Raw genomic sequence first — 15729 nt, forward strand, 5'->3', positions numbered from 1 at the left:
GCCGGTTGGCGTCGCGCATCCGTGCGTGAGACGGCGATCACATGAACTCGCCCGTCAAGCCTTGACGGGCGCGGCGCCACGCAATAGGCGCCGAGCCTCAGGGACGGTGCACCTCGGTGGCCACGACCCGGCCCTTGCGGTGGTGCACCACCAGCATCGCGGCCGGCTCGAGCTTGACGTCGGGCACCTGCAGCGCGTCGAGGACGGTCGGCAGCACGGGCCGGTGGGTGCACAGCACGGTTCCCTCGCCGCTGTCGAGCAGGCCGTCCACGAGGTCGACGACGGCGTCGACCGAGGCGTCCTGCTCGCTCAGCTCGTCGTGGAGTTTGACCGGCCACCCGGTGGCGTCGGCGTACGGCGTCACCGTCTGCACGCAGCGCGTGCTCGAGGACGTGTGGGCGACGGTCACGTCGAAGGCCGCGAGCAGTGGCACCAGCCGCTGCGCCTGCGCCTCGCCGATGGGCAGCAGGGGGCGGAACCGGTCGTCTCGCGTCCACGACCCGCGCGAGCGTGCCTTGGCGTGGCGGAGCACCACCAGGGCACGGGTCCTCCGGCGCAGGGGTCGGGCCTCGGCGAGGGTCGCCCGGTCGTGGGCGTACGTCAGCCGGCTGACCGCGGCCTTCCGGTCCACCCACTCGACCGCGTCGATCTCGTCGTTGGGCTGGTAGCCCCCCACGTCGTCGCTGCCGACCACGCGCGCGGTCCAGTAGTCGACCGTCTTCCACCTGCCGGTGGCCAGCCGGTAGCGCTGCTGCGACAGCGCCGGGCCGAGGCGCACGTGGAGCCCGGTCTCCTCGGCCACCTCGCGCACCGCGGCGGCGAGCACGTGCTCGCCGGCGTCGACCTTGCCCTTGGGGAAGGACCAGTCGTCGTACTTGGGCCGGTGGACGAGCAGGACGTCGTCACCGCGCGTCACCACGGCACCGGCAGCGCGCACGTCGCGGGGCTCCATGGAAGTAGTGTCACACCGACCCCCGGACCACGAGGAGCGCCGTGCCACATCGTGTCGTGCCCCGCGCCACCCTTGTCATCGCAACCGTCGTGGCGGTCGTCGCGGCGGCCGTCGGGGCCCTCGCCGCCTGGCGCCTCGTGAGCCCGGAGACGCCGCTGGCCCGTGCCATGTCGCTCGTGCCGGCGGACGCCACGCGCTTCTCCTGGACGGACTGGGCGGGGGTGCGCGCCGAGCTCGGCGCCGACCTCGACGCCCGCTCCTCGGCCGAGGAGGTGGAGGCCTTTCTCGCGGAGGCCTTCGAGCAGGACCTGTCCTCGATGTCCGCCCTCGCCACGTCGGCCGGGGTGATGCAGGACGAGCTCGGCTTCTCCCCCGCCACGATCTCCTGGGAGCTCCTGGCGCAGTCCGGGTCAGGTGCGGTGGCGGTGATGGGCGTCGGCGACGACGTCGACCTCGAGCACGTGGCGGACCTGCTGGCCTCCCACGGCTGGTCGCAGCCCGACGACCCGGCCGGCGTGTGGGAGGGCGGACCCGACGTGCTGTCGGGCGTGGGCCCGATGCTCACGCCCGAGCTGCAGCACCTCGCGCTGCTGGCCGACGAGGGCGTTGTGCTGGCGTCGGACCAGGTGCCCCACCTCGAGCAGGTGCTGCGGGTGGTCGCCGGTGAGGCGGACGGCGCCGACGGGCTCGCGGAGGTCGTGGCGCGGCTGGAGGAGCCGCTGGCCGCGGCGGCGTACGACGGGGCGTACGCCTGCGAGCACCTGGCCATGGCGCAGGCCGACGACGCGGCGCGCGCCGAGGCCGACCGGCTGCTCGCGGCGGCGGGCGAGGTCCACCCGCTCACGGGGTTCGCGATGGGCGTGCTGCCCCACGGCGACGTGCGGGCGGTGCTGCAGGTGGAGGACGCCGACGACGCCCCGGGCGACGCGGAGGCGCGTGCGGCCCTGGCGTCGGGACCGGCTCCCGGACAGGGCGGCGACTTCACCGACCGCTTCTCGGTGGAGGCGGCGGGGGCTGAGGGGCGTGAGGTCGTGCTCGACCTCAGGCCGGTCGCGGGCAGCTACGTCCTCTCGGACCTCACCAGCGGTCCGGTGCTCTTCGCGACCTGCTGAGCCGCGACGCGGTCAGTCCTGCGGCTTGCGCGGGGTGACCCCGAGCAGCCGGTCGATCTCCTCCTGGGAGAGGTGGTCCTCGGACTCGCTGGCCGCGATGATCAGGGTGGTGGTGAGCTCGACCTCGCCGAGGAGGTCGCCGTCCTCGAGGGTCACGTCGAACTGGTCGTGCACGTCACCCTCCCTTCACTCCCACCTTCGACTGTAGGTGCTCGGATCAAGTCTGACGGACGCCCCGGCCGGACGGAATGACCCGAACGAGTCACCTGCCCCGAAAACGAACCTGGCCCCACCCCGTTACGGGGAGGGGCCAGGTTGCGGTCAGACCTTGAACAGGTCCTTCGTCAGCCGATCAGAGCGGACGGACGTTCTCCGCCTGCGGGCCCTTGGGACCCTGCGTGACGTCGAACTCGACCTTCTGGTTCTCGTCCAGCGACTTGTAGCCGTTGGTCTGGATGGCCGAGTAGTGCACGAAGACGTCGTCGCCGCCGTCCTCCTGTGCGATGAAGCCGAAACCCTTCTCGGCGTTGAACCACTTGACGGTGCCCTGAGCCATGATGCTCGTTACTCCTTTGTCGGGGCGGGAGTCGCCACCTCGGCGACCCGCACCAGATGCGGTGACACGCCGCTTGCGACTCACGAGCTGGCAGGGCCCGAAGAACAAACGCCGTTGGATCACAAACTCCGCGGGCGTCGACCTGCTGGAACTTGCACCTGTTGCAGGACAGACACTACCAACAAATCGGCTCACGTCACCGCTCGCGAGCCACGTCGTGGTGAACTCTCACCCAACGGGGCTGCCGACGGACCTCCCGGAGCTGCCTGACACCATCCGAAACGTGACCACCGACGCCCGCCGTCCGGCCCCTCCACGCGTCGCCGTGTGCGGCATCAGCCTGGAGGCGTCGACGTTCTCGCCGGCCCTCACCACGGCCGCGATGCTCGCGCCCCGCCGGGGGCGGGAGGTCCTCGACGCCTGGGACTTCTGGGGCGAGGGCGGCGCGCTCACCGACCGGGCGGAGTGGATCGGCATCCTCCAGGCGCGCAGCATCGCCGGGGGCGCCATCCCCGCCGACGACTACGCGACGCTCAAGGCCGAGATCCTCGCCGGCCTGGTCGCCACTGTGGCCGAGGCGCCGCTCGACGGCCTCGTCCTCGACGTCCACGGCGCCGCGAGCGTGGTCGGGCTCGACGACATGGAGGGCCATCTCGCCGTGGCCGTCCGCGCGGTCGTCGGGGCCGACTGCCTCATCAGCACGGGCATGGACCTGCACGGCAACGTGTCCCGCACGCTCGCGGAGACCGTGGACCTGCTGACGACGTACCGGACAGCCCCGCACGTCGACTGGCAGGAGACCAAGGAGCGTGCGGCCCGCAACCTGCTCGAGCGGCTCGCGCTGCCGCCCGGCGCCCGGCGACCCGCCAAGGCGTGGGTGCCGCTGCCGATCCTGCTGCCCGGGGAGATGACCAGCACGCGCCAGGAGCCGGCGAGCAGCCTGTACGCCCGGGTGCCGCGCATCGAGTCGCTCGACGGCGTCCTCGACGCGGGCATCTGGATCGGCTACCCGTGGGCCGACGAGCCCCGCAACGGCGCGGTCGTGATGGTCGTCGGCGACGACGCGGAGCGCGCGATGGCCGAGGCCACCGGGCTCGCGGGCGAGCTGTGGGAGCGGCGCGAGGAGTTCGACTTCGTCGCGCCCACCGGCACGCTGCCGCAGGTGCTGCGCGCGGCGCTCGCCGCCCCGACGGGGCCGTACTTCATCTCCGACTCGGGCGACAACCCCACCGCCGGCGGTGCCGGCGACGTGACGTGGACGCTCGCCGAGCTCCTCGCCAGCGAAGAGCTGGCCGCGAGCGGCAAGCGGGCGATCTACGCCTCGATCCCCGACGCCGCCGGCGCGCTCGCCGCGGCGGAGGCCGGCATCGGGGCCGACGTCCGCCTCACCGTCGGCGCCCGGGTCGACGCGCGACCGGCTCCACCGCTGGAGGTGTCGGGCCAGGTCGTCGCCGTGGTCCCCACCGACGACAACCTCGAGGTCGTGGTCCGCACGCCGGCGGTCGACGTCGTCGTGACGCGCAGGCGCCGTCCCTACCACCTCGAGTCCGACTTCACGCGGCTCGGCCTCGACCCCCGCCGCGCCGACATCGTGGTGGTCAAGATCGGCTACCTCGAGCCGGAGCTCTTCGACATGGCGGCCGACTGGATGCTCGCCCTCACCCCCGGCGGCGTCGACCAGGACCTCGCGCGGCTCGGGCACCGCCGCATCCGCCGGCCGATGTTCCCGCTCGACGACGTGTCCGACGTGGACCCGCTCGCCGACGCCGTCCTGTTCCCCGGCGACACGGCCGGCTGAGCGGGGCCCAGTGGGCGACCCGGTGGGCGACCTGGTGGGCGACCTGGTCAGCGGCCCAGCGCCGCCATGACGTCCGCCAGCACTGCCGCGCTGGTCACGCTGCGCCGGCCGTCGTCGTAGCCGGCGGACACCCCTGCGGCGGTGACGGTCCCGGGTGCGCGCAGGTGGACCTCGCGGGCACCCGTGGCGCCGACGATGCGCGCCACGTTGGCCGGACGTACGCCGCCGCCGACCGCGATGCGCACGTCGTCGCCGCCGCGCCGCACGAGGTCCGCCAGCTCCGGGAGGTGCTCGAGCGCGGGGCCCGGGCCACCCGAGGTCAGCACCCGCGAGACGCCCAGGTCTGCGAGCAGCGCCAGCCCCGATGCCTTGTCGGGCACGGAGTCGAAGGCCTTGTGGAAGGTCACCGGGGCGTCCCCGCACGCGGCGACGAGTCGGCGTACGGCGTCCACCGCGACGGCGCCGTCCGGCTCGAGCGTGCCGACCACGAAGCCGAGGGCGGCCGCGTCGCCGATCGCGGCCCGGGTGGCCTCGATGTCGGCGACCATCACGTCGACCTCCTGCGGGGAGTGCACGAAGTCGCCGGGCCGCGCGCGGACGAGCACGCGGATCGCGAGTCCGCGAGCAGCATCGGCGCAGTGGCGGACGAACCCGAGCGTCGGGGTCGTGCCGCCGTCCGCGAGGCCGGCGCACACCTCCAGCCCGTCCGCGCCCGCAACCGCGGCGAGGGCCGCTCCCCCGACGTCCTCCAGGCAGATCTCCACGAGCGTCGTCATGGGACCACGCTAGGGCCCCAGGCGGCGCCCGTGCGCACGGCGCGGCCTGTGGGTCCACGGGCGGGAGCCACCGAGCGCCGCGAGCGCCGCGGTGCTTCGCAGCGCGGGCCCAGAGAAGTGCGGCGAAAGGGGCGATCGCACCAACAAGTGCACAGCCAGCCCCGTGGCGGCGGCTTGACCGAGGAAGAGCGCAAGGAACAGCGTCCGCGGTGCGGCCAGCGCCATGGATGGCGCGGCCAGGGCGAACAGTGCGGCCAGCAACCTCGCCGCCGCCATCGTGGCTCCTTGCACGGTGGCACGAGTGAGGGTGGGGACGGTCTCGTGGACCCAGACCTTGTAGATCGCCTCCCCGGAGGTGGAGGCGCCGGCGGCGAAGCACACGACGAGCACGACGAAGCCGATGGGGGTCGGTGACACCGACACGGCGAGCCAGCCGAGTGCGCTGAGCATGGACCCGAGCAGAACCCACCGGGGTCGCGTCGCGCCGTCCACCTTCCGTGCGAACGCGATGCCACCGATGATGGCGATCGGTAGCGCAAGCAGCATGAGGGCGGCTGCTCCGCGCTCGGAACCACCCATGACCTGGATCCACAGGTAGGGGCGGAACTGTCCGAGGGTGCTGGCCCCGAGATTCCACAGCGCGTAGTACGCGGTGATGGCCGCGATCGCTGGAACGGCAGCGCCTGCTGCCGGCGGGTCAGTGCGGTTGCGTGTGACGTGCCATCGTGTGATCGGCGCACTCGCCTGGGTGGAGGCTGGTTCGTGCGTGGTCGCTCCCAGGTCACGGGTGTCACGCGCTCGGGTCCACTCGTCCGACTCGCGCAAGTTCAACCTCAGGAGCAGAACCGCCACGCTGATGAGCAGCAGGTGCACGAAGAGGAGACGGCCGGCGAGCTCCCCCAACGGCGCCAGGACGAGTCCGAGGACCCCGGTCACGCCGAGGCCGCTCACCCAGAGGAGCTGGCTGATGACGATGCCCCGAGCTCTGCGGACGGCGGAGCCTTCGGCGATGAGGGCTAGCGAGCTGGGCAGGTCTGCGCCTATGGCGAGCCCCGAGAGGGCGACGCCTGCAGCCAGGGTTGCTGGGTGGTGTGCCGCGGCGAGCACGGCAACTCCGACGGTGTAGCAAGCCAGCGAGGCGAGCAGCACTCGCCGGCGGCCGGTGCGGTCACTCAGCCGGCCGCCGACCACCGCCCCGAACGCGAACGCAAGGGTCTGCAGGCCGAGCAGAGAGCCCACGTGGAGGGGCCGAGATTCATCGGGTCGACGTAGAAGCCGCCGATCGCGAGGCCGGACGCGACGAGGGCTCCGCTGTCCAAGTAGGACGCCATTGCGGCGGTCAGGGTGAGACGCGTGGAGTACCTGCGCGTCGGGGGCGGTGCCGGAACAGCCAACGGTCAACCGGTCGTCTCGCCGGGAGCGCCGAGGTCCACCTGGTCGAGGAACCTCCCAACGACGTCACGCAGCCAGGCGTGGCCGAGGTCGCCGTCCTTCTTCGGGTCCCACCAGAACGTCAGCTGCAGAGGCTGGACGGGCCACGGGCACTCGAGGACTCGCACGTTCGCAACGGCTGCGAGGCGTCTGGCGAGGGACTCCTGGACCAAGCCGATGCGGCAGGTGCCACCGATGAGGAACGGGACGCTCGCGAAGGCCTCGGTGCTCACCTCGACGACCGGTTCGACGCCGTGCGGAGCCAGGCCGTCGAGATGCAGCCGCAACGTCTTGCCGCGCACCGCGGGCACGACCCACGGGTGTGCGGCGGCGTCACGAAGGGTGAGGTCCCCTCCGATGGTCGGGTGGTCCTGGTCGACCACGCAGACCCATCGGTCCGCTGCGCCGCCGGTGTGCTCGTGCCCCGGCATCACCTCTCGTGGTGCGAGCCAGCCGTCGGTGTTCTCGACCAGCTCCTCGTCGCTGTTGAACTGGTCGCTGAACGGAGCGAGGAATGCCACTCGCGCTCGGGGGGCAAGGGGTGTGATGTCGGCGAGCAGTCCGGGCCCGAGCACCATCTGGACGTAGTCACTCGCCGCGATGCGAAACAGTCGGGTGCTGGTGGCGGGATCGAACTCGGTCGACGCGGCCGACACGGCGGACATCGCCTCCATGGCCCCGCGGGTGGCCAGTGCGAGGTGCTCGGCAAGCGGAGTGAGCTCGTACCCGCCTGCCCGGCGTACCAGGAGCTCGTCGCCGAACTGTCGGCGAAGCCGGGCCAGGGCGTTGCTGACGGCCGGTTGGCTCATCCCGAGGCGCCGCGCGGCTCGGCTGACGTTCCGCTCGACGAGCAGCGCCTCCAGGATGGGGATGAGGTTCCAGTCCACCGTCCGTCCTCCTCGTTGGCTGCGCTCCGGATGGGGCAGGGGGCAGTCGCCAGACGTAGGTCCCTCGCCCTGTGCTCATCATGACGCTGGAACCGCAGTGGTCGAGCGGTCCCGGCGCGCGTGTGGTGTCTGACGTGGGCGTGGGCCCGGGAGCTGTTCCCCGGGCCCACGCCTGTCTGTCCATCGACTCAGCGGCCCGTCACCTTCCTTGCCGCTGAGGTCGCCTTGCCGTCGGCGTAGCCGGTCAGCGTGGCGGTCACCGTGACGGTGATCTTCTTTCGACGGTCCTTCGCCTCGAGCTTGTAGGTCTTGCCCGTGGCGCCCTTGATGACCTTGCCGTTCGCCTTCCACGTGTAGGCGTAGGAAGCCGCCTGCGGCGTCCACTGGCCGTGGCGTGCCTTCAGCCTGCTGCCGACCCGTGCCTTGCCGACGAGCCTGGGCTTGCTGGTGGCCGTCAGGGCGTCGCCCTTGGCGACCTCCACCGGAGCGGACGTGGCCGTGGTGTCGCCACCGGGGCCGGTGGCGGTCACGGTGCAGGTCACGGCCTTGCCCACCGTCGTGGCGTCGAGTGCCAGGGTCTGGCGGCCGGCACCTGCGATGGCTGTGCCGTTGGCGGTCCAGCTGTAGGCGAACGAGGTGGCGTTGGTCCACGTGCCGGATTCACAGCGGACCGTCGAGCCGACCTTCGCGGCGCCGGAGATCGACGGGGCTGCGATGCTCGCCGGTGCACCGGGCCCGGTGCCCGGTGCTGTGGCCTCGGCCTGGCCTGCCGGGGTGAGTGTGACGGGTCCGACGATGCCGTACTCCTGCGTGACACCGCGGGTGGCCACGGCAGGGAGGACGCTGGCGAGCTGGTTGTTCAGCGTGGTGGCGACGCGCACCTCGACGGTGTTGGAGCCCGGCTTGAGGTGCTCGCCGATGTCGGCCTTCGCCGACAGCGTGTTGATCGGGACGGTCGATCCGTTCACCGTCAGCGCCATCGTGTCGACGACCTGACCGAGCGACAGGACGGCGGAGCCGCCCTGCTGCCACGACGCGGGCATCTCGACGTCGACCCTGTACGTGCCGACACCGGAGGCACCGACCAGCTCGGGGACGTCGGGCCATGCCTTCAGCCCATCGAGGGTCACGTCGACGACGTTCTTGGCGATCGCCGCGCCGGCGGCGCCGGTGGTGCCGATCGGGTTGGCGTTGGTCCACTTCTCCGCCGAGAGCTTCCACGTGTCGTCGGTGAGGTCGGCGACCGGGGCGACGGCGCCGATGGTGGCGCTCACGGTGCTGCCGTCGGAGAGCGTGGCGCTGTAGGTGCCGGGCTCGGTGTCGCGAAGGATGACCTTGCCGGCGGTGACGACGGCCTCATCGGCGGTGGTGCTGACCACGTGCCGCTCGAGCGCCTCGACGCCGAACCTGGTGGGATCGTTCGTCAGGGCGACGATGGTGGACTCGTCGCGTCCGAGCGCCACGTCGACCGTGACGGTGCCGTCGCCGACCGTGTACTCGCTGATCGGCGTGATCTCACCGGAGTCGGCATCCAGCAGGTACGGCGCGCCCTCGCCCGTGAGGGTCACGTCGAGGTGGACGGCCTCGCCCTTCTGGCGGCACGGCGTCGAGGTGCCGGTGTAGCGGCAGGCCTCGGGCTCCTCGTAGACCATGTCGCGAGAGGCCCAGTCGAGGCGCTCCTCGCCCTGGTTGTAGAGGAAGTAGTAGTCGGTGCCCGCGGTGCGGTCCTTGAGGTGCCGGCTGAACAGGGTGGACCGCTCGGACGGCTTCATGTCGGGCTGGACACCCCAGCCGGCCAGCTTGGCCGGGACACCGGCCTCCGAGGCCACACGACGCACGGTGGGCTGCTCGAGCAGGTCCGCGAAGACGGCGCGCAGCTCGGCGTCGTCACCGTTGTCGCCGGGGGTCGTGCTGGGCGCATCGCCCACGAGGAGGATCTTCATCCCGTCCTCGGCGAGCTCGAGCATGCGCTTGGCGGTTGCGACCGGCATGGCGGACTTCAGCGGGTGCCACGGGGTCTGCAGGCCGGTGTTGACGACGAGAACCTTGTAGGACGGTCCGGCGGCGTTGAGGACTCCGCCGGTGACCTTGGCGTCCTTGGAGGCGAGCAGGGTCGGGTTCACGTAGTCCCAGCTGTACCCGGCGCGCTGCATGGCCTGGTCTTCCCAGAACCGGTTGCGGAACGGGGTGCCGTCGGTGTTGACGAGCGCACCGGCCGGCCACTCGAACGAGTGGAGGTACACGGCGACGTCGATGTCGGAGCGGCCCTGGGTGAGGACTTGCTGGTTGCGTGCCATCCAGGTGTTGACCTCGGCGCCGTCGGTGGCCCAGTTCGGGTTCCGCGGACCCCACGAGCCGCTGAAGCTGGTGGGACCGAAGTTGGCGTAGCCGGGGTAGGTGCTCGTGGGCGAGTAGCCGGTCGGGTACACGTGGTAGACGTTCTTGGTGATGCCGGCGGCGAACGCCTTGTTCATGCGGGCCTGGATGTCCTGCATCGTCTCGACGTAGTTCTGGCCGCCGACTGCGCAGCACTCCTTGGAGTACCACGGGTTGCCGGTCCAGCTGTTGGCCGAGGCGATGGGGCGCCAGATGTCGATCTGGTCACCGACCAGCGACTCGTGCTCGACGCGCTGGAGGTTGTAGCTGACGTCGATCTGGTCCTGGAACGGAACGTCGGCGCCGCCGATGTTGGGGTCCTCGGGCTGCAGGCGCAGGGTCATGCCGTGGGTGTTCGCCCACGCGGTGAACGGCTTGATGCGGTTCTCGATGAACAGGTCGTTGCGGACCTGGTAGAAGTCGCTGCGGACTCGCTGGTCGCGGCCGTTGCTGTAGCGGAAGTCGTTGTAGAACAGCGCCGCGAGGTCGGGCACGAGGTTGTAGCCAGCACGCGACTGGAAGTCGGTGGCCATGGTGCTGCTCCACAGCTCGGTGGCGTTGCCCCACGGGTCGGTGGGGTGGGAGTCGACGAAGATGTCGGAGCGGTTGGCCTCGAGCTTGGCCTTCAGCTCCGGTGTCCACAGCGCCTCGTACCCGTCGATCATCGCCTGGGTGCCCTGCTTGGTGAGCGTCTCGGGGGCGTTCTGGAACGCAGAGGTGCGGAACGTCACCAGCTGCCACTGGGCGCCGGCCGGGCTGGCGGGGGCGGTCCAGCTCAGGTTTCCGGCGGTGGTGCCGTCGAAGAACCCGTCGGTGTTCTTGTCGGTGATGCTCGCGGTCAGGTTGATGGCGGACCCGCGCTCGACCACACGGGGGCCGGTCGTCTCGCAGGTGGCGCTGGCGCAGCGATACGCGATGACCGCGACGATGGTGCCGGAGCCGGGCAGCGCGCCGGTGAAGGTCTCACCCGCGTTGACCAGGGTGCGGCTGTTGGTCAGCGTCTTGCGCGTGTAGTCGTGGGTGTTGACCCACGTTCCGGTGGTGGGCGCACCGCCGGAGTACTTGATGCCGACGGTGATGTCGAGCTCGTTGGCCTTGTCGAGGATGAGGGAGAGCTGCTCGTTCGTCGGGTTGCCGCCCTGACCGATCTCCACGCCCGCGATGTTGGCCTCGGCCATGTCCTGGAGGTCGGCGAGCAGCTGCTCGTCGGTCGTCGTGGCGGGCGGCCAGTTCCACCGCACCCACGCCTTGTCGTTGGCCGGTGGGTTGGCGAAGGTGGAGCCCGTGAGCTCGGTGACGGGGTTGACGCCGTTCCAGTAGCTGACCTCGGCCTGCTCGGCTGCTGCGGCAGCCGGCGCCGCGGTCGCTGTGATGGCCGGGACCACCACGGGCCCGGCCGTGGCTGTGACGGCGAGGGTGGCGAGCGCGCTCACCATCAGGCGGTTGCGGCGCTGGCGCGACACAACACGTGGACGCTGGGACATTCGTACTCCTTGTTCGGCGCCCGGCATGCGGGCGTGACGTGCCACCGGAGCCCCCGCGGGGCGGTGGGTCAGCTGGGAAGCGCTACGGGGAGCCCCAGGGAAGTGCCACCGTCCCCTGTGACCCCGACGCGTTCATGCCTGTGGTGGCGTCCTGTCGTCGGGTCGCGATGTCAGGCAGCAGGCGTGAAACGATTCAGGTCTTAGCGGGAATCTTCGGCTGGACGGTGTGACGACCGCAACACCGCGGCGGGAGTTGGCCATTCAGCGTTCGTATGCTCGCTATCACCGTCGTTGTGACCCGTCGGTCATCGCGCGGACGTGCGTCCATGGTGCGGCACCGCAGCGCTACCGTCGGCCGTCCTGCCACGCGGATCACCTCGAACGCCGCGACCGCGCGTCAGCCACCGACGTCGCGGGTTGTCACCACCCCGGCATGCCCCGTGATCCCTCACCGTCTGAGAGGATCCGCAGGAGCGCGGCGGTCGTCCGGTGGTCCACCTGGTCGACGTCCCCGCGCCGCGGGCCTCTAGCTCAATGGGTAGAGCAGCGGACTTTTAATCCGTTGGTTCAGGGTTCGAGCCCCTGGAGGCCTACGCCCCAGCCCACGCCCAGCACCACGCCCAGCACCAGGCCCGGAGTCCCATGCCGCCCACGCCCGCCGCCCCTTCCCTCGACGCACCCGCACGGTGGCAGGGACGGAGCTCGTGGGGCTTCCTGGTCGCCAACGCGGCCCTGATCGGCGCGGTCACCTTCATCGCCAGCGCAGCCCTCGACCGCCCGGTGGCGGACCCCGAGGGCAGCTTCCTCGGTCCGTCGTGGGTGCGGCTCCCGGTCCTGTGCGTCGCTGCCATCGTCATCGACCTGCTCCCCCGCGCCCTGTGGCAGGGGCGCCTGCACCCCGGCCGGACGGTGGCGGCGGTCCGCCAGCGGCTCACCACGCACTGGACCCGGGCCCGGCTGCAGCTGGTCGTGGTCGGGATCTCGGGCTTCTACGTCGTCTACGTGGCCTACCGGAACCTGAAGTCGCTCCTGCCGCTGGTGCGGGAGGTCAAGTACGACAGCGAGCTGCGGGTGCTGGACCGCCTGCTCCTCCTCGGGCACGACCCGGCGACGGTGCTGCAGGACCTCCTCGGGACGACCGTCGCCGCCCACCTGCTGTCGGCCGTCTACCTGGCCTACATCCCCCTCGTGGCCGTCCTGGTCACCGTGTGGCTGGTCTGGTCGCGGAACATCGGGCACGGCTGGTGGTTCGTCACCGCCCAGGGCGTCGCGTGGACCCTCGGGACGGTGTCCTACTACCTGCTCCCGACCCTGGGGCCCGGGCTCGCCTACCCGTGGCTGACCAGCGACCTCGCCCCCAACGGGACCTCGGACCTCATGGACTCGCTGGTCTACTCACGGCAGGGGTTCCTCTGGGGCGAGGGTGACTACCAGGGCGTCGCCGGCTTCGCGAGCCTGCACACCGCCATCGCGCTGCTGTGGGCGCTCATGGCGCGGCACACGGTCCGCAGCCGCACCGTCCGTGTCGTGCTGTGGGTCAACTTCGCCGCCACGGTCGTGGCGACGCTGTACTTCGGCTGGCACTACATCGCCGACGACGTCGCCGGGGTCGTCATCGCCGTCGTCGCGTTCCGCGTCGGCGCCCGCGTGACCGGCCACGACCTCTCGCCGGCGGCCCGACAGGAAACCGGCTCGCCGCCGGACGCCGCGCGGGTCTAGCGTCCGCGGGATGGACCGCGACCTCGCCGACCGGATCACCGCGCAGCTGCGGCAGCGCTACGTCGTCCCGGAGGTGGGGGCCCGCACCGCCGACGCGCTCGCGGCGGCGCTGGGCGGCGGCGGGCTCGAGGGCCTGGCCGGCGCCGAGCTCGCCGACGCCGTCACCCGGGTGCTGCGCGAGGCGTCGGCGGACCGCCACCTCTCCCTCCGGTGGAGCGCCGCGGCGAAGGACCCGGCCTCGGGCGACGAGTGGTCCGACCCCGCCTACCTCGCGGCCTACTGGGCCGAGCAGGACCACCACAACCAGGGCGTCCCCACGGTCGAACGGCTCCCCGGGAACGTCGGCCTGCTGGTGGTCGAGTCCCTCGACGAGCCGGAGGGCACGGGCCCGGTGCTGGACGCGGCGCTGTCGTTCCTGGGCCGGTGCGCCGCCCTGCTGCTGGACGTCCGGCTCAGCAGCGGCGGCGCGCCGACCGGCGTGGCCTACCTGGTGAGTCACTTCGTCGCGCCGCCGACGCGCAAGCTGCTCGACGTCGTGGACCGCGACGGGACGGTCGTCCTGCAGACCTGGACGCAGACGCACCTGTCCGCACCGCGCTTCGTGACGCAGCCGGTCTACGTGCTGGTGAGCGCCCGGACGCCGTCCGGCACCGAGGAGCTGGCCTACGACCTGCAGGCGATGGGCCGGGCGACGGTGGTCGGGGAGACGACCGTCGGTGCCGCCAACCCGGTCGAGTCGGTGGTGGTCGACGCCCACTTCGTGCTGCGCCTGCCGACCCAGCGCGTCGTCGTCGCCGACACCGGCAGCAACTGGGAGGGCACCGGCGTCGTGCCGGACGTGGCCTGCGACGCCGAGGACGCCCTCGCCGTCGCGCACCGCCTTGCAGCCGAGCGGCTGCTGGCCTCCGACGGGTCCGTGCCCGACGCCGTCAGGCGCGAGCTCGCGCAGGTGGTCGCACCGCCGGCCTGAGCCGACGTACGCCGCTCAGGCGCCGCCGACCCGATCGGCCGGGACGCCGCGGATGCCGGAGTCGGTGAGCTCGGCCTCGCGCGCGGCCGCCTGCTCGAGCTCCTGGCGACGCGTCTCCTCCATCATGGCCCGCGTCGCGTCGTAGATGCCGGGGTCGGACACCAGGTCGGCCGCGCCGCGCCGCAGCCGCGCGAGCGCCGCCCGGGCGAAGATCTGCTGCTCGGTGGTGGTGCGCTCGGAGCGGTCGTTGCTGATGAACGTCACCGCCCAGCGCATCAGCGCGGAGACACGGTTCTTGAAGCCGGTCAGGTACACCAGGTGGACCGCCAGCCACATCAGCCAGGCGATGACGCCGGTGAGGCGGAGCTTGCCCACCATCGCGACGGCGCGGAAGCGGCTGATGATGGCCATCGAGCCCTTGTCGAAGTACTTGAACGGGCCCTGCGGCGGCTTGCCCTCGACGCGGTTGCGGATCTCCTTGGCGGCGTACTTCGCGCCCTGGATGGCGACCTGGGCGACGCCGGGGAGGTTGTCGAGGGCGATCATGTCGCCGACGACGAAGACCTCGGGGTGGCCGGGGAGCGTCAGGTCGGGGTTGACGGAGATGCGGCCCGCGCGGTCGAGGGGGGCGCCGGTCTGCTCGGCGAGCGTCTTGCCCAGCGGGTTGGCCTGCACGCCGGCGGCCCAGATCTTGGCGACGGAGTTGATCCGCTCGACGCGCCCGTCCTTGAACTTGACCTCGAGGCCGCGCTCGTCGACGTCGGTCACCATCGCGCCGAGCATGACCTCGACGCCCAGCTTCTCCAGCTCGGACTTCGCCTTCGCGCCGAGCTTGCTGCCGAACGGCGGGAGCACCTGACCGGCGGCGTCGATGAGCACGATGCGCGCGTTGCGGGTGTTGATCGCGCGGAAGTCCTTGCGCAGCGTGCGGTGGGCGAGCTCGGCGATCTGGCCGGCCATCTCCACCCCGGTGGGTCCCGCGCCGACGACGACGAACGTCAGCAGGTGGTCGACGTCGTCGCCGCGGTTGGCGCCGAGCTCGGCCATCTCGAAGGCACCGAAGATGCGTCCGCGCAGCTCGAGGGCGTCGTCGATGCTCTTCATGCCGGGAGCGAACTCGGCGAAGTGGTCGTTGCCGAAGTAGGACTGCCCCGAGCCGGCGGCGACCAGCAGCGAGTCGTACGACGTCACGGTGTCGCGGCCCAGCACCTGCGAGGTGACCGTCCGGGCCTCGAGGTCGATGGCGGTGACCTCGCCGAGGATGACCTGGGCGTTGTCCTGGCCGGCGAGGATCTCGCGGGTCGGGGGCGCGATCTCGCCCTCGGAGAGGATGCCGGTCGCGACCTGGTAGAGCAGCGGCTGGAAGAGGTGGTGCGTCGTCTTCGCGACCACGGTCACGTCGACGTCGGCACGGCGGAGGGCCTTGGTGCCGAAGAGGCCGCCGAAGCCGGAGCCGATCACGACGACCCTGTGACGAGGTGCCTGCGTGGAGGTCATGGAATCTCCTGGTGTCTGGGGGCCGTCGTGCTGTCCGCTCACGTCCATTGTCCTCCGCGACCGCTGAGGCGCGAAACGCCGGGCGCGTCTGCTTGCTCACACCCACTACCCAGACGTCGGAGAAACTATGGTTGGTCAGGTTTGAACCACTCGCACCCGGGTAGAGGTGCG

The 15729-nt window shown here is 71.6% G+C and carries 12 protein-coding genes and 1 tRNA gene; 5 read left to right on the forward strand and 8 right to left on the reverse strand.

Annotated elements, in window-relative coordinates; genetic code table 11:
- Window positions 1-97: 97 nt before the first annotated feature.
- The gene (locus J3P32_RS06400) at window positions 98-952 is read right to left on the reverse strand and encodes an NUDIX hydrolase (RefSeq protein ID WP_210438980.1); all 855 of its coding nucleotides are present in this window, start codon (window positions 950-952) and stop codon (window positions 98-100) included.
- 41 nt (window positions 953-993) lie between these two features.
- Between J3P32_RS06400 and J3P32_RS06405 the strand changes: the two genes are divergently transcribed.
- Window positions 994-2064: a hypothetical protein gene (locus tag J3P32_RS06405; protein ID WP_210438981.1), complete on the forward strand. Its 1071-nt coding sequence runs from the start codon at window positions 994-996 to the stop codon at window positions 2062-2064.
- A 12-nt stretch (window positions 2065-2076) separates the two neighbouring features.
- Here J3P32_RS06405 and J3P32_RS06410 read toward each other — a convergent pair whose 3' ends face one another.
- Complete coding sequence (locus tag J3P32_RS06410; protein WP_165356104.1) at window positions 2077-2238, reverse strand: hypothetical protein; 162 nt, start codon at window positions 2236-2238, stop codon at window positions 2077-2079.
- Window positions 2239-2416: 178 nt separating this feature from the next.
- Window positions 2417-2620 carry a cold-shock protein gene (locus tag J3P32_RS06415; protein WP_045548871.1) on the reverse strand — a complete coding sequence of 68 codons (204 nt, stop codon included), beginning with the start codon at window positions 2618-2620 and terminating at the stop codon, window positions 2417-2419.
- Between the two features lie 283 nt (window positions 2621-2903).
- Between J3P32_RS06415 and J3P32_RS06420 the strand changes: the two genes are divergently transcribed.
- Window positions 2904-4418 carry a M81 family metallopeptidase gene (locus J3P32_RS06420; protein WP_307861601.1) on the forward strand — a complete coding sequence of 505 codons (1515 nt, stop codon included), beginning with the start codon at window positions 2904-2906 and terminating at the stop codon, window positions 4416-4418.
- A gap of 47 nt (window positions 4419-4465) precedes the next feature.
- On the opposite strand, the gene J3P32_RS06425 is transcribed toward J3P32_RS06420, so the two are convergent.
- The 4 genes from J3P32_RS06425 to J3P32_RS06440 form a co-directional block, all read right to left on the reverse strand.
- Complete coding sequence (locus J3P32_RS06425) at window positions 4466-5194, reverse strand: copper homeostasis protein CutC (protein ID WP_210438982.1); 729 nt, start codon at window positions 5192-5194, stop codon at window positions 4466-4468.
- A gap of 9 nt (window positions 5195-5203) precedes the next feature.
- On the reverse strand, window positions 5204-6433 hold the full coding sequence (locus J3P32_RS06430; RefSeq protein WP_210438983.1) for an MFS transporter: 1230 nt from the start codon (window positions 6431-6433) through the stop codon (window positions 5204-5206).
- Between the two features lie 158 nt (window positions 6434-6591).
- On the reverse strand, window positions 6592-7512 hold the full coding sequence (locus tag J3P32_RS06435) for a LysR family transcriptional regulator (RefSeq protein ID WP_210438984.1): 921 nt from the start codon (window positions 7510-7512) through the stop codon (window positions 6592-6594).
- Between the two features lie 188 nt (window positions 7513-7700).
- Window positions 7701-11372 carry a glycosyl hydrolase gene (locus tag J3P32_RS06440; RefSeq protein WP_210438985.1) on the reverse strand — a complete coding sequence of 1224 codons (3672 nt, stop codon included), beginning with the start codon at window positions 11370-11372 and terminating at the stop codon, window positions 7701-7703.
- 520 nt (window positions 11373-11892) lie between these two features.
- Here J3P32_RS06440 and J3P32_RS06445 point away from each other — a divergent pair.
- The 3 genes from J3P32_RS06445 to J3P32_RS06455 all read left to right on the forward strand — a co-directional run bounded on the left by J3P32_RS06445 (window position 11893) and on the right by J3P32_RS06455 (window position 14061).
- Window positions 11893-11965: transfer RNA gene (locus tag J3P32_RS06445), tRNA-Lys, on the forward strand.
- A gap of 49 nt (window positions 11966-12014) precedes the next feature.
- Window positions 12015-13091: a phosphatase PAP2 family protein gene (locus tag J3P32_RS06450; RefSeq protein ID WP_210438986.1), complete on the forward strand. Its 1077-nt coding sequence runs from the start codon at window positions 12015-12017 to the stop codon at window positions 13089-13091.
- A gap of 10 nt (window positions 13092-13101) precedes the next feature.
- Window positions 13102-14061, forward strand: coding sequence for a S41 family peptidase (locus J3P32_RS06455; protein ID WP_210438987.1), 960 nt, complete (start codon window positions 13102-13104; stop codon window positions 14059-14061).
- A 15-nt stretch (window positions 14062-14076) separates the two neighbouring features.
- Here the strand turns inward: J3P32_RS06455 and J3P32_RS06460 are convergent, their stop codons facing one another.
- Window positions 14077-15558, reverse strand: coding sequence for an NAD(P)/FAD-dependent oxidoreductase (locus tag J3P32_RS06460; RefSeq protein ID WP_210438988.1), 1482 nt, complete (start codon window positions 15556-15558; stop codon window positions 14077-14079).
- Between the last annotated feature and the right edge of the window lie 171 nt (window positions 15559-15729).

It is taken from the genome of Nocardioides xinjiangensis (genome assembly GCF_017916385.1).
Classification (GTDB): domain Bacteria; phylum Actinomycetota; class Actinomycetes; order Propionibacteriales; family Nocardioidaceae; genus Nocardioides; species Nocardioides xinjiangensis.